The following is a 13,107-nucleotide window of genomic DNA, read 5'->3' as shown; positions in this document are numbered from 1 at the left end:
GATGGTGAATTCCGCCTCTCCTTGGCTACACACCGCTATTCCGCTGGACACAGCCATCAGCCGCCGCGCCGATGCCAGCCTCAACGCCCCGTTTGTGCGCCTGTGGCAAGCATTTTTAAGCGGCCGCATTTTTCTGGCGCTAGTGCTGATCTTGCTGCAGGCACTCAACCAGCAGCTGCAAAATATTAGCTCTCCACTGGTCTGGATAGTTTGCTTTGCCTATCTGATCTTGACCACCGCGCTGCGCCTGCTCGCGGGCAAGCAACTGCCCGCACCGCGAGCAGCAATGCAATGGCTACCCGTCATTGGTGTCGACATTGCAGTCATTTTTTTGCTGCAAGTATTTCAGGTTGGCTCGCTCAATTACACCGCTTTGCTGGCCATTCCTATCTTGATTTCATCAGCGCTTGGCGGCCTGATGCTAGCGCTTGGCACCACAGCCTGCATTACGCTGCTGACACTGACCCATACCTTCTGGCTCTACCACAGCGGCCTGAGTGACTCCGCCCAAGCCTACTATCAGGCCGCATTTTCCTCCGCCGCTTATTTCTGCGTGGCCTATCTCACACATGAGCTGGCCAAGCGCGTGCGGCGTGAGCGCTCTCAGTCGCTGTTTAATCGCCTGCGCACCCAAACTCAGGAGCAAGTCAACAGCTTGGTGATCAACCATTTCTCAGATGGTGTTCTGGTGGTTGACTCCAGCTTGCAAGTGCTGCAAGCCAACCCAGCCGCCCTGCAATTGCTCAACCTTCCGCCTGAGCACACTCAGCCTTTTTCTTTGCAAGCCTATCGCTGGTGGGAACCCTTGGCCGACTCTGCACAGGCCAGCTTTGCCCACGCCCGCCCTTTGTCAGCCACGATTCATCTGCAAGCCACTGAGCATAGCGGCCCCACGGGTATCAATGTGCGCACGCGCATCACCGAAGTTTCTGCGCCATTTTTGGATGAAAAGCCTCAAACCGAGCCCAGCCATTCGCTGTGCGTCATGTTTTTGCATGACCTGCGCGAGATGGAAGCACAACTGCGCACCGAAAAATTGGCCTCTATGGGCCGTATGTCCGCAGCCGTAGCGCACGAGATCCGCAACCCTCTAGCCGCTATTACACAAGCCAATGCGCTGCTGGCCGAAGATCTGGTGAGCCAGCCCGGGCCCCAGCAGCTTTGCCGTATCGTGGGGCAAAACGCCGACCGACTGGCCCGCATTGCAGAAGAGATTCTCAATTTGGCACGCGTGCAGCAAGGTGCTGATACTTATCACGGCCAATCGCTGCCCTTAGACCTCCTGCTCGCCCAAATCAGCCACGAGTGGCGCGGACAATCCACTCCCCCTCGCCAAATTTTGCTTCAGCTCAACGCAACAGCACGCCATATCGTGTTTGATGAAGAGCATCTGCGCCGCGTGCTGATTAACCTGTTGGACAATGCTCAGCGCCACCGCAGCAATGCTGGCAATGAAGCAGGCCTACAACTGGTCAGCGGCTGTGGCCCGCTCAATACCCAGATGCACGGCCTGCCCGAAGACGATATTTGTTGGTTTATGGTCTGGAGCAATGGCGCACCGCTGGAAGCCAGCGTCGAGCGCCATTTGTTCGAGCCATTTTTCTCCTCGCAAAGCCGCTCTAGCGGACTCGGCCTGTATATCTGCCGAGAGCTATGCCAGCGCTACGATGCAAGCATTAGCTACCTACGCTTCAGCCGCAACACGCCTGAGGGGGATGTGGATGGCAATGCATTTGTCGTAACCCTGCGCAGCGGCCGCTTGAGCCTCGAAAGCCCCTCTCTTTTTGACCCCATCATGGTGTAAGCCTAGTGAACTTTTTGCCTACTGCATCCACCAATGCCACCATTTTGGTGGTCGACGACGAGCCTGACCTGCGCACACTCTATGAGCTGACCCTGCTCAGGGAAGGCTATCGCGTGGAAACGGCCGGATCAGTGCAAGAAGGCTCAGCCCAGCTGCAAAATCAGCACTTTGATGTTGTCATCACCGACATGCGCCTGCCCGACGGCATAGGCATGGAGTTGCTGCAGCAACTGCGCGATCAGTCGCGCACTGAGCGCTGCATCGTCATGACCGCCTACGGCTCGGCAGAAAACGCTGTTGAGGCTTTGCGCGCAGGCGCATTTGACTATCTGACCAAGCCCGTGGATCTGCGTCAGTTTCGCCAAGTCGTTGCCTCTGCCATTCAAGGCATTGGCGCCGTACCTCAGCCCGGCACCGCACACACGACGCCAGCAGCTGTCAACAGCGGCCAAGACACCAACTACAGCGCCCTGCAAGCACTGGTTGGTAACTCTGTTGCCATGCAACAGGTCAAGCAGCGCATCGCCAAAGTGGCCAAAGGCATGGCACCGGTGCTCATTCATGGCGAATCCGGCACCGGCAAAGAGCTGGTCGCCCGGGCCCTGCACGCCTGCAGCCAGCGCGCCAATGGCCCCATGGTGGCCGTGAACTGCGGCGCCATTCCTGAGAACTTATTAGAAGCCGAATTCTTCGGCGCCCGCAAAGGCTCATATACCGGCGCCACGCAAGACAGGGTCGGCTACTTTCAGGCCGCTCAGGGCGGCACCTTGTTTCTTGACGAAATTGGTGACCTGCCTTTGGCCATGCAGGCCAAGCTGCTGCGCGCCATTCAAGAGCGCAAGATTCGCCCACTGGGCAGCACGCAAGAAGAGACCGTCGATGTACGCATCGTCAGCGCCACTCACCGCCACCTAGGCACAGAAGTGCAATCTGGCAACTTTCGCCAAGACTTGTACTACCGCCTCAACGTCATTGAGATTGAGCTACCTGCCCTGCGTGAGCGCCGCGAAGACCTCGGCTTACTGTGCCAAGCTCTGCTGAAAAAGCTGGCCAAAGAGTCTGGGCTTGCCACGCCAGCGCTGGATGAAACCAGCCTCGCCCAAATTGCCCAGCTGTCCCTGCCCGGTAATGTGCGCGAGCTGGAAAACGTGCTGCACCGCGCCATTGCACTAGGCGACGAAGGCCCGCTGCGCATTCCGCCCAGCAGTCTTGCGCCAAATCTCGAAAGCCCCGCCAGCGTGACCGGCATCACCAGCGCTGCCAAGCTGTCAGTGAATGTCGATCAGGCAGACCAGCAAAATATCCCCGCTGACAGCCCCGCCAACATTCCCGAAAACCTGCAAGGCTGGCTGGATGAGCAAGAGCGCAGCATTCTGATTAGGGCGCTGCAAGACAACGGATTCAACCGCACCGCCGCTGCGGCCAAATTGGGGATTAGCCTGCGCCAGATTCGCTATCGCATTGAGCGCCTCAACATTGATCTGCCAGCCGAAGGCGCAAAGTGACAATTCCTGACCCTGCAAAGCACGACACACAGCAGCCATCAAACTGGACATGCGGCTGGTATCAGCGAGCACGCCCGCTTGCATCCCCCAACTTTGGCCCGCGCCCTGATGGAGCGCTAATCGATCTCGTCGTTCTGCACTCCATCAGCCTACCGCCAGGCCAGTACGGCACGGGTGCAGTGCAGCAGCTGTTCAGCAATCAGTTGGACTGGGACGCACATCCTTACTACCAAGGCATTCGCGGGCTGGAAGTGTCATCGCACTTCTTTATTACCCGCGAGGGCGAAATCTGGCAATTCGTCAGTTGCGATGACCGCGCATGGCACGCCGGCGTCAGCCAATGGCGCGGGCGTGATCGCTGCAACGATGACTCTATTGGCATAGAACTCGAAGGCCTTGAAGGCCTGAGCTTTGAAGCCCCGCAGTACCAAGCCTTGCAGCAACTTTGCCAAGGCATTGCGGCGCAATACGCAGTTCGCTACATCGCGGGCCACGAGCATATTGCACCGGGGCGCAAGCAAGACCCCGGCCCCGGTTTTGACTGGGCGCAACTTCAGCAGAAATTGAGCGCAGACAGCCGCACGCTTGCATGGCAGCTGCCCCGCAGCGTCTAAAGCTATCCCGCCCTTACCTTCTCTAAGAGCCGCTAACGCAACGCTTGATACGTCGTTGCTTCGCCTTGTCGTACGCATGTACTGTCTGCGGCTTCGCGCCTCGTCTCAAACGCAAACCTTCGGTTTGCTGAGTTGTGTTAGCCGCTCTAAGGTGCGCATCTTTATCAGGAGCATGCCGTCCCTGCCTGTAGCGTCTTGCAGCCATATATGCACCTGAAACGCATCAATGAATTGGACAAGGCGCTCCTGTTTTTATAGCCAAGACCGTGCCTTTTGAAATCACATGCAAGTTATCGCTGTCAATGGCACATTGACTACATCTGTCGCTTCCATCAAACACGTAAATTTTTTACACATTAACGACACGAAAGCTTCAGCACTGCAACCACGCTACAGCCCTTGTTTCATGCGGTATGAAGGCTTTTTTCAAGCTGTCAAGCGACTGCAAAAATGCCCGCTTCAGTACTTTCATCAAGTCAGCAAGATTGAACAGCGATACACTACCGGTAGTGTCTGAGAGCGCCTTAGACCCCACATCTAGTGTTTACAAGTTGTGTACACCCTGTGCAAACCATGTGTAAACCTTGGCGCCAATTCTTGTTTTTGAGGGCCTGCCCAGACGGCAGACCTTTGCCAGCTATCCACAAATTAATTCCGAGGAACTTATGCAAGAAGCGTTGAACTCACTGCCTTCTGCCGCGCCTGTCAGCGCAGCTGATTCTTCCTCCCCCAATGACAACTACCAGATCATCCGCCGCAGCGGTGATGTGGTGGCGTTCACTCCCCAGAAGATTGCCGTGGCACTGACCAAGGCGTTTCTGGCCGTGCGTGGCGCACAAGGCGCTGCGTCTGCCAGCGTTCGCGATACCGTCAACGAATTGACCGAAGGCGTTGTTCGCGCCCTGCTGCGCTCGCGCCCTAATGGCGGCACCTTCCATATTGAAGACGTGCAAGACCAAGTCGAGCTGGGCCTGATGCGCGCCGGTCACCAAGATGTGGCCCGCGCCTATGTGCTGTACCGCGAGCGCCGCAATCAAGAGCGTGCCGAGCAAAAGAAGGCCGCCGCCATTACTGCAGCGGCCGCTTCCGCCAAGCCCGTGCTACATGTGACCGAAAACGGCCAGCGCATCCCTCTGAATATGGAACGCCTCGAAACCCTGATCCAGGCGTCCTGCCGCAACCTCAATGCCGACATTCAGGCAGCCCCTGTCTTGGCAGAGACGCTACGCAACCTGTACGACGGCGTGCCTCTGGCTGAAGTCCACAAAGCGTCCATCTTGGCCGCCCGTACGCTGATCGAAAAAGACCCCGATTACACCTACGTCACCGCCCGCCTGCTGCTGCACACCATCGTGCGCGAAGTCATGCTGCGTGATGTACAGCCCTCGGACATGCAAGCGGCCTACGCTGAATATTTCCCCGGCTTCATCCAAAAGGGTGTCGATAACGAACTGCTCAACCCTGAGTTGCTGAACTACGACCTACCCCGTCTGGCCAAGGCCCTGAAGGCCGAGCGCGACGAACAGTTCGACTACCTGGGTCTACAAACTCTGTATGACCGCTATTTCTTGCACGTCAAGAAGACCCGCATCGAGCTGCCCCAATCCTTCTTCATGCGCGTAGCCATGGGCTTGGCGCTGCAAGAAGATGACCGCAATGCCCGCGCCATCGAGTTCTACGAGCTGCTGTCTTCGTTCGACTTCATGTCGTCCACCCCCACGTTGTTCAACAGCGGCACATTGCGCTCGCAACTGTCGTCGTGCTACCTGACCACCGTACCGGATGATCTGGACGGCATCTACGAGTCCATCAAAGAAAACGCTCTGCTGTCCAAATTTGCGGGCGGTCTGGGCAATGACTGGACACGTGTGCGTGCTCTGGGTTCGCGCATCAAGGGCACGAACGGCGAGTCGCAAGGCGTTGTGCCTTTCCTCAAGGTCGTCAACGACACCGCTGTGGCCGTGAACCAAGGTGGCAAGCGTAAGGGCGCTGTCTGTACCTATCTGGAAACATGGCACCTGGACATTGAAGAATTCCTGGAGCTGCGCAAGAACACCGGCGATGACCGTCGCCGCACTCATGACATGAACACGGCCAACTGGATTCCAGACCTGTTCATGAAGCGCGTGATTGAAAAGGGCAACTGGACTTTGTTCTCGCCCTGCGACGTGCCAGATCTGCACGACCTGTTTGGTACCGAATTCGAAAAGGCCTATCTGGCCTACGAAGCCAAGGCTGCCGCTGGCGAGCTCAAGCTGCACAAGACACTGGCGGCCAACGACCTGTGGCGCAAGATGCTCTCGATGCTGTTCGAGACTGGCCACCCTTGGATCACCTTCAAGGATCCTTGCAACATCCGCTCGCCCCAGCAACACGTGGGCGTGGTGCACTCGTCCAACCTGTGCACCGAGATCACGCTTAACACTAGCGACACCGAAACCGCGGTCTGTAACCTCGGCTCCGTGAATCTGGTTCAGCACATCAAGGACGGCAAGATCGACCACGAAAAGCTGCGCAAGACGGTCACCACCGCCATGCGCATGCTGGACAACGTGATCGACATCAACTACTACGCCGTGCCCAAGGCCAAGGAATCCAATCTGCGCCACCGCCCTGTGGGCATGGGCCTGATGGGCTTCCAAGATTCGCTGTATGAAATGCGTACGTCCTACGCCAGCGAAGGTGCGGTTGAGTTTGCCGACCAAGCCATGGAAGCGATCTGCTACTACGCCTACTGGGCCTCGACCGAGTTGTCCAAAGAGCGCGGCACTTACTCCACCTTCAAGGGCTCGCTGTGGGATCAGGGCATCCTGCCCCACGACACTCTGAAGCTGCTGGAAAAAGCCCGTGGCGGCTATGTGGAAGTGGACCGCTCTGCCACCATGGATTGGGACGCTCTGCGCGCAAAAATCGCCAAGGATGGCATGCGCAACAGCAATTGCGTGGCCATTGCACCGACAGCCACCATCTCCAACATCGTGGGCGTGGATGCATCGATTGAGCCATCGTTTGGCAACCTATCCGTGAAGTCCAACCTGTCTGGCGAATTCACCGTCATCAACCAGTACTTGGTTCGTGACCTGAAGCGCCTGGGCCTGTGGGACGATGTGATGGTCATGGACTTGAAGCACTTCGACGGCTCGCTGCGCGCCATTGACCGTGTGCCAGAAGAGGTCAAAGACCTCTACGCCACCGCGTTTGAAGTTGCGCCAGAATGGTTGGTGGAAGCTGCCTCGCGTCGCCAAAAGTGGATCGATCAGGCCCAAAGCCTGAACATCTACATGGCTGGCGCATCGGGCAAGAAGCTGCATGACACCTACATGCTCGCTTGGATTCGTGGCCTCAAGACTACGTACTACCTGCGCACCACCAGCGCGACTCAGATTGAAAAATCTACCGTGCAAAGCCGCACGCTGAATGCCGTGTCTTCCGCAGCTCCGGCTGCTGCTGCACCCGCTGCAAAGCCTGCAGTCAGCGCACTGGACGCAGCAGTTGCTGCAGCACGTGCTCAGGCACCTGCTACAGACATCAAGTTCTGCGCGATTGACGATCCGGGCTGCGAAGCCTGTCAGTAATTAACTGGCACCCCCTGAGGCGCTATGCGCCTTCCCCCTCTCTCTTCGGGAGGGGGACGACATCCTCGCTGCGGGGCGGCCCTTGCTTGATGTCTCTCGCTTGGGCCGAGCCAGTTTTCACTGGCATTGAGTAAATAGATAAATCAGAAGGCTGGATGTTGATTGCACTGCACCCAGCTTTTTCCAATAAGGAATTCGAGAATGCTGAGCTTTGACGACGACACCTTCACCCCTTCCGCCACCAGTGCAGAAGCCGGCGCATCCCCCAGCACCCACAAGCGCGTGAATGCTGCTGACAAGCGCATCATCAACGCCAAGACTGACGTGAACCAGCTGGTTCCCTTCAAGTACAAGTGGGCCTGGGAAAAGTATCTGGCTACCTGCGCTAATCACTGGATGCCGCAGGAAGTGAACATGACGCGCGACATCGCTTTGTGGAAGGACCCTAATGGTCTGACCGAAGACGAGCGCCGCATCATCAAGCGCAATCTCGGCTTCTTCGTGACAGCCGACTCGCTGGCCGCCAACAACATTGTGCTGGGCACCTACCGCCACATCACTGCGCCTGAGTGCCGCCAGTTCTTGCTGCGCCAAGCGTTTGAAGAAGCGATTCACACCCACGCCTACCAATACATCGTGGAATCGTTGGGTCTGGATGAAGGCGAAATTTTCAACGCCTATAACGAGGTCAAGTCCATCCGCGATAAGGACGAGTTCCTGATCCCGTTCATCGACGCTATCAGTGACCCCAACTTCCACACCGGCACGTTCGAAACCGACCAGACTTTGCTCAAGTCGCTGATCGTTTTTGCTTGCTTGATGGAAGGCCTGTTCTTCTACGTGGGCTTCACGCAAATTTTGGCGCTGGGTCGTCAAAACAAGATGACCGGCGCTGCCGAGCAGTACCAATACATCCTGCGTGACGAGTCCATGCACTGCAACTTCGGCATCGATTTGATTAACCAACTCAAGCTCGAAAATCCGCAGCTGTGGACCGCCGAGTTCAAGCAAGAAATCAATGAGCTATTCATCAAGGCTGTAGAGCTTGAATATCAGTACGCTGAAGACACCATGCCACGTGGCGTGCTGGGCATGAATGCGTCTATGTTCAAGGGCTATCTGCGCTACATCGCCAACCGCCGCGCCACGCAAATTGGTCTGGAAGAGTTGTTCCCGGGTGAGGAGAATCCCTTCCCTTGGATGAGCGAAATGATCGATTTGAAGAAAGAACGTAACTTCTTTGAGACACGAGTGATCGAGTATCAAACCGGTGGTGCACTTTCTTGGGATTAATTGCTTCTAAGCAGGCACAATGCGAGTCATGACTTGCTTCACTTCATTGCTATAAAAATAGAAGTTTTGACGTGAAGCAAATTTGTGTTCCTAGCGATACGTAACTCCACATCGCTTTGAATCGTCCAGCCACAAAAAAGCTGGACGTCTTATGCAAATCAACGAAGGAGAAAATGATGGCAACTGCGAAGAAGACGGCCGCCAAGGCCACACCCGAGAAAAAAGTAACTGCCAAGAAGGCGGCCGCGCCCAAGGCTGAAGTTGTGAAGAAAGCTGCTGCTTCTAAGAAGGCTGCAACAACTGCCAAGGCTGCTGCTCCTAAGAAGGCTGCAACTACTGCCAAGGCTGCTGCTCCTAAGAAGGCTGCAACTACTGCCAAGGCTGCTGCGCCTAAGAAGGCTGCAACTACTGCCAAGGCTGCTGCGCCTAAGAAGGCTGCAACTACTGCCAAGGCTGCTGCGCCTAAGAAGGCTGCAACTACTGCCAAGGCTGCTGCGCCTAAGAAGGCTGCAACTACTGCCAAGGCTGCTGCGCCTAAGAAGGCTGCAACTACTGCCAAGGCTGCTGCACCTAAGAAGGCTGCAACTACTGCCAAGGCTGCTGCGCCTAAGAAGGCTGCAACTACTGCCAAGGCTGCTGCTCCTAAGAAGGCTGCAACTACTGCCAAGGCTGCTGCGCCTAAGAAGGCCGCAACTACTGCCAAGGCTGCTGCTCCTAAGAAGGCTGCAACTACTGCCAAGGCCGCTGCTCCTGCCAAGAAGGCTGCTGCTCCTGCCAAGAAGGCCGCTGCTCCTGCCAAGAAGGCTGCTGCTCCTGCCAAGAAGGCTGCTGCTCCTGCCAAGAAGGCTGCTGCTCCTGCCAAGAAGGCTGCTGCTCCTGCCAAGAAGGCTGCTGCTCCTGCCAAGAAGGCTGCTCCTGCCAAGACTGCCAAGAAGGCTGCTGCTCCTGCTAAGAAGGCTGCCCCTGCACCCGTGGCAGAAACTGCTGCACCTGTGGCTCAAACTCGCCTTGCACCTCAAGCTGCATGGCCATTCCCCACAGGCAACAAGCCTTAATCAGCTTACTGACCGGCGCGCAATAAAAAAGCCCGATCTCGCTTGCGAGAGTCGGGCTTTTTTACATGCATCAGATCAGCGCACCAAGTACGCTAATCAAGGTATCAAGGCTGAAAGTCCAGCTGATAATTTTGCGGGCCGCGGCTCGCAATTTTCAGCGCACCCATGCGGTTGCCCAGCTCGGCACAGCGCACTAGGTCCCAGCCACGCTCCAAGCCAAACAGGAAGGCACCACGCCATGCATCGCCGCAGCCGGTAGGGTCAACCACAGCCGCTGGTTTCACAGCAGCCACCAGTGTCTTCTCGCCGTTTTGCCAAACTTCGCAGCCTTCAGCGCCCAGCGTCACAATCAGGCCACGCACCTGCTGCGAGATTTGCGCAAAGCTCAGGCCGGTACGCTCGCTGAGCATCTTGCCTTCATAGTCATTCACTGCAACCCAGTCAGCCTGCTCGATGAAAGCCTTGAGCTCATCACCATTGAACATGGGCAAACCTTGGCCCGGATCGAACACAAACGCAATGCCTGCGGCCTTAAACTGCGCAGCGTGATCAATCATGGCTTGGCGGCCATCGGGGGCCACGATGCCGACCTTGATTTCGGCAGCCATATCCGCCGTGATTTGGTTCTCGTGCGCCTGCATCATGGCGCCGGGGTGGAAGGCCGTGATCTGGTTGTTGTCATGGTCCGTCATGATCATGCACTGAGCCGTGTGCGTAGCTTGCAGCTGACCCACGTGGCGAGTTTCAATGCCCAAATCTTTAAAGCGCTGAACATAGTCAGCACCGTCGCTGCCGACCATCGCCATCGGGCGCGCATCGCCACCCAGCAGCTTCAGGCTGTATGCGATATTGCCAGCGCAACCACCAAAGTCGCGACGCAGCGTGGGCACTAGAAACGACACATTCAGAATATGCAGTTGGTCGGGAAGAATCTGGTCCGCAAAACGACCGTCAAAGGTCATGATGTTGTCGAACGCCAGCGATCCACAGATCAAAGCAGCCATGGTGCTTTTTCTTTCAGAAATTGATTAAGGGTAAAAAACCAGTGCACGGTAGCCGGCCACGGGGGCATCAAGCTCCTGCACTTGAACAGGCACGCTAACGCTCCACTCTTCGCGGGCCTGCAACTGCGCTGGCGCACCCAGAGATTGAAGATCTATCACGCGCCTGAGCAGCGGTTTGTCCTGCGAATCCGTCAGTGTCAACTCAGCCATCGGCATGGCTACGGCGACATCAGAACGGTTTTCAAGCGTCAGGCTCCACTGATACTTATGCGCATCGGCCAGTTGCTTAAAGCCAGAGCCATTGATCACCACGTCAGCAATTTGACGCCGCGCCTGCAACTCGCAACCAGCCAAGTTGCATGCGCTGGTAAGAGTCGGCGTTAACGCTGGATATTGCGCCGCCAGCGCATCGCGTTGCTGCCATGCATGCTGACTCACAACACCTGCTGCGGCAGCCAAAGAGCCCACGACCAACGCAATGCGCATGCCAGTGGATTGCCAAAAAGCTTTACGCCGTGCCTCGCGTATAAAGCCAAGCTCATCACTTTCAGGTGCGGCTTTTTCGAGTTCGTCTTGGACCTCGTCACCCTTGTTGTCATCTGCATCGCGATCCGCATCCGCAGCAAGCTGCAATGCAAGTGCAGCGGGTTTGGACTCATCCGCAGGAATGGGCAAAGGAGCATCCGCAGATTGGACTTCTACAGTGGTCTCTGTCTGAGCCTCACGTTCTGCAGCCAAAGGCTCATCCTTATCGAGCAAAGGGCGGGCCTGATCGACAAACGAAGGCTCTGTGACTTGCGGCGCTGCGACAGAGGCAAGTGAAGAGCCGGGCTGAATTTGATCGCTCAAATCAGCCGCATCAGCGGCGCGCGCCGCCTCATCTTCAGCCGCCTCAAGCACTTCATCCAGAGATTTCTCGCCGGGCAAGTTTGAACCAGATTGGGCTAAAGCCTTTTCTTCATCAGCACTTACCGCTTCCAAAACAGGAGCATGCGTTGATTCAAGCTCATCTGAATGCGCAATAGATTCTTGTCGCTCTACAGGGGTCTGCCCCATAGGTTGCAAGGCTCTAGGCACCAGCAATTCATCGGGCACGGACTGCAAATCCTGCGATGCATCAAATACGCCTTGACACCTGCCGCAGCGCACCCAGCCTTGCGAGATGCGCAACTGGTCTGCAACCACTTTGAAGCGGGTTCCACAGGAGGGGCAACGGGTAACTTGGCTCATCGGATGGCAAATGTAGGCAGCAACAACCCGCACCCGTTAAGGTGCGGACCTGTATCAAGCGGCGCGTTGGGCGGTCATCAAGATCCAGCCATCTTGGCTGTCAGCTACTTCAAGCTTAAGGTAAGGCGCGTAGGCTTCTTTAAGCTCATCGGCTTGGCGCTCCAAAATACCGGCCAGCACCAAATTACCTCCGGCCTGAACACGTCCGCACAGCAGCGGAGCCAGTACCTTGAGCGGGGTGGCCAAAATATTGGCCAACACGGTGTTGTACTCGCCGCCCGCAGCTTCAGGCAGACCTGCCTTCACTTCAACGTGGTTGGCGCTGCTGTTGTAGTTGGTGGACTCCACCGCTGCGGGATCAATATCCACTGCATCGATTTGCGTCGCGCCAAACTTGGCAGCACCAATGGCCAAAATGCCGGAGCCACAGCCGTAGTCCAGCGTGCGGCCTAGCGTGTCCTTAGGCTGGCGTGAAATCCAGCGCAGGCACATACGGGTCGTGGGGTGTGTACCCGTACCAAACGCCAGACCAGGGTCCAAACGAATGCTGATCTTGGCTTGCTCTGGCAACTCGTGCCAAGTGGGAACAATCCAGAACTCAGGGGTAATGTCCACAGGCTCAAACTGAGATTGCGTCAGGCGCACCCAGTCTTGATCAGGCACTGGCTTGAGGGCCAAAATTTTGCAGCCCTCAAAAAACTCTTGGGGCACCAGCAAGTCACGTGCTTCTGCAGCAGCTGCTTGGGTGGGGAACAGCGCAATCACGCGGCTACGGTTCCAGCCCTCCTTGGGCGCAGGCATACCGGGCTCGCCAAACAGGGCCTGCTCGGCATCCGTCTGTGCATCGGCATCTTCAACAGACACGCTCAATGCATCCAATGCATCAAGCGCGTCGCTCATGGTCTCGACCCGGTCTTCCGGGCACATTAGGCTCAGCTCGTACATGGCCAATCCTTTCATGGGGGCTATGCAGGGCATAGATACAAGGCGCTGCCTCTATCTAGCTGCATAAACCATATATTCCTGA

At 56.7% G+C, this 13,107-nt stretch carries 9 protein-coding genes; 6 read left to right on the top strand and 3 right to left on the bottom strand.

All coding sequences use genetic code 11. The features are described from left to right. The first annotated feature begins 1 nt into the window (after position 1). The 6 genes from KUF54_RS15545 (at position 2) to KUF54_RS15520 (ending at position 9,846) form a co-directional block, all read left to right on the top strand. Positions 2–1,804: a PAS domain-containing sensor histidine kinase gene (locus KUF54_RS15545; protein WP_219343663.1), complete on the top strand. Its 1,803-nt coding sequence runs from the start codon at positions 2–4 to the stop codon at positions 1,802–1,804. Between the two features lie 47 nt (positions 1,805–1,851). Then, positions 1,852–3,309, top strand: coding sequence for a sigma-54 dependent transcriptional regulator (locus tag KUF54_RS15540; RefSeq protein ID WP_219346434.1), 1,458 nt, complete (start codon positions 1,852–1,854; stop codon positions 3,307–3,309). Beyond that, the gene (gene ampD, locus KUF54_RS15535) at positions 3,306–3,923 is read left to right on the top strand and encodes a 1,6-anhydro-N-acetylmuramyl-L-alanine amidase AmpD (RefSeq protein WP_370627561.1); all 618 of its coding nucleotides are present in this window, start codon (positions 3,306–3,308) and stop codon (positions 3,921–3,923) included. Before KUF54_RS15540 ends, ampD begins: the two co-directional genes overlap by 4 nt. Before the next feature lie 665 nt (positions 3,924–4,588). Continuing rightward, the gene (locus KUF54_RS15530) at positions 4,589–7,498 is read left to right on the top strand and encodes a ribonucleoside-diphosphate reductase subunit alpha (protein ID WP_219343662.1); all 2,910 of its coding nucleotides are present in this window, start codon (positions 4,589–4,591) and stop codon (positions 7,496–7,498) included. A 201-nt stretch (positions 7,499–7,699) separates the two neighbouring features. Next, positions 7,700–8,791 carry a ribonucleotide-diphosphate reductase subunit beta gene (locus tag KUF54_RS15525; protein ID WP_219343661.1) on the top strand — a complete coding sequence of 364 codons (1,092 nt, stop codon included), beginning with the start codon at positions 7,700–7,702 and terminating at the stop codon, positions 8,789–8,791. Between the two features lie 176 nt (positions 8,792–8,967). Then, positions 8,968–9,846, top strand: a complete 879-nt coding sequence (locus KUF54_RS15520; RefSeq protein ID WP_219343660.1) for a hypothetical protein — start codon at positions 8,968–8,970, stop codon at positions 9,844–9,846. A gap of 104 nt (positions 9,847–9,950) precedes the next feature. On the opposite strand, the gene KUF54_RS15515 is transcribed toward KUF54_RS15520, so the two are convergent. Genes KUF54_RS15515 through prmA form a run of 3 tightly spaced genes read right to left on the bottom strand, consistent with a single transcriptional unit; the run spans position 9,951 to position 13,025 of the window. Next, positions 9,951–10,850 (bottom strand): carbohydrate kinase family protein, encoded by a 900-nt coding sequence (locus KUF54_RS15515; RefSeq protein WP_219343659.1) that lies wholly within the window; start codon positions 10,848–10,850, stop codon positions 9,951–9,953. Between the two features lie 24 nt (positions 10,851–10,874). Further along, on the bottom strand, positions 10,875–12,080 hold the full coding sequence (locus KUF54_RS15510; protein ID WP_219343658.1) for a zinc-ribbon and DUF3426 domain-containing protein: 1,206 nt from the start codon (positions 12,078–12,080) through the stop codon (positions 10,875–10,877). Positions 12,081–12,134: 54 nt separating this feature from the next. Continuing rightward, entirely contained in the window at positions 12,135–13,025 is an 891-nt protein-coding gene (prmA, locus tag KUF54_RS15505; protein ID WP_219343657.1) for a 50S ribosomal protein L11 methyltransferase, read from the bottom strand. Positions 13,026–13,107: the final 82 nt, after the last annotated feature.

This window comes from Comamonas sp. Y33R10-2, assembly GCF_019355935.1.
Lineage (GTDB): Bacteria > Pseudomonadota > Gammaproteobacteria > Burkholderiales > Burkholderiaceae_C > Comamonas.
The sequence above is the reverse complement of the archived record's forward strand: the minus strand, read 5'-3'. Positions and strand labels throughout refer to the sequence as shown.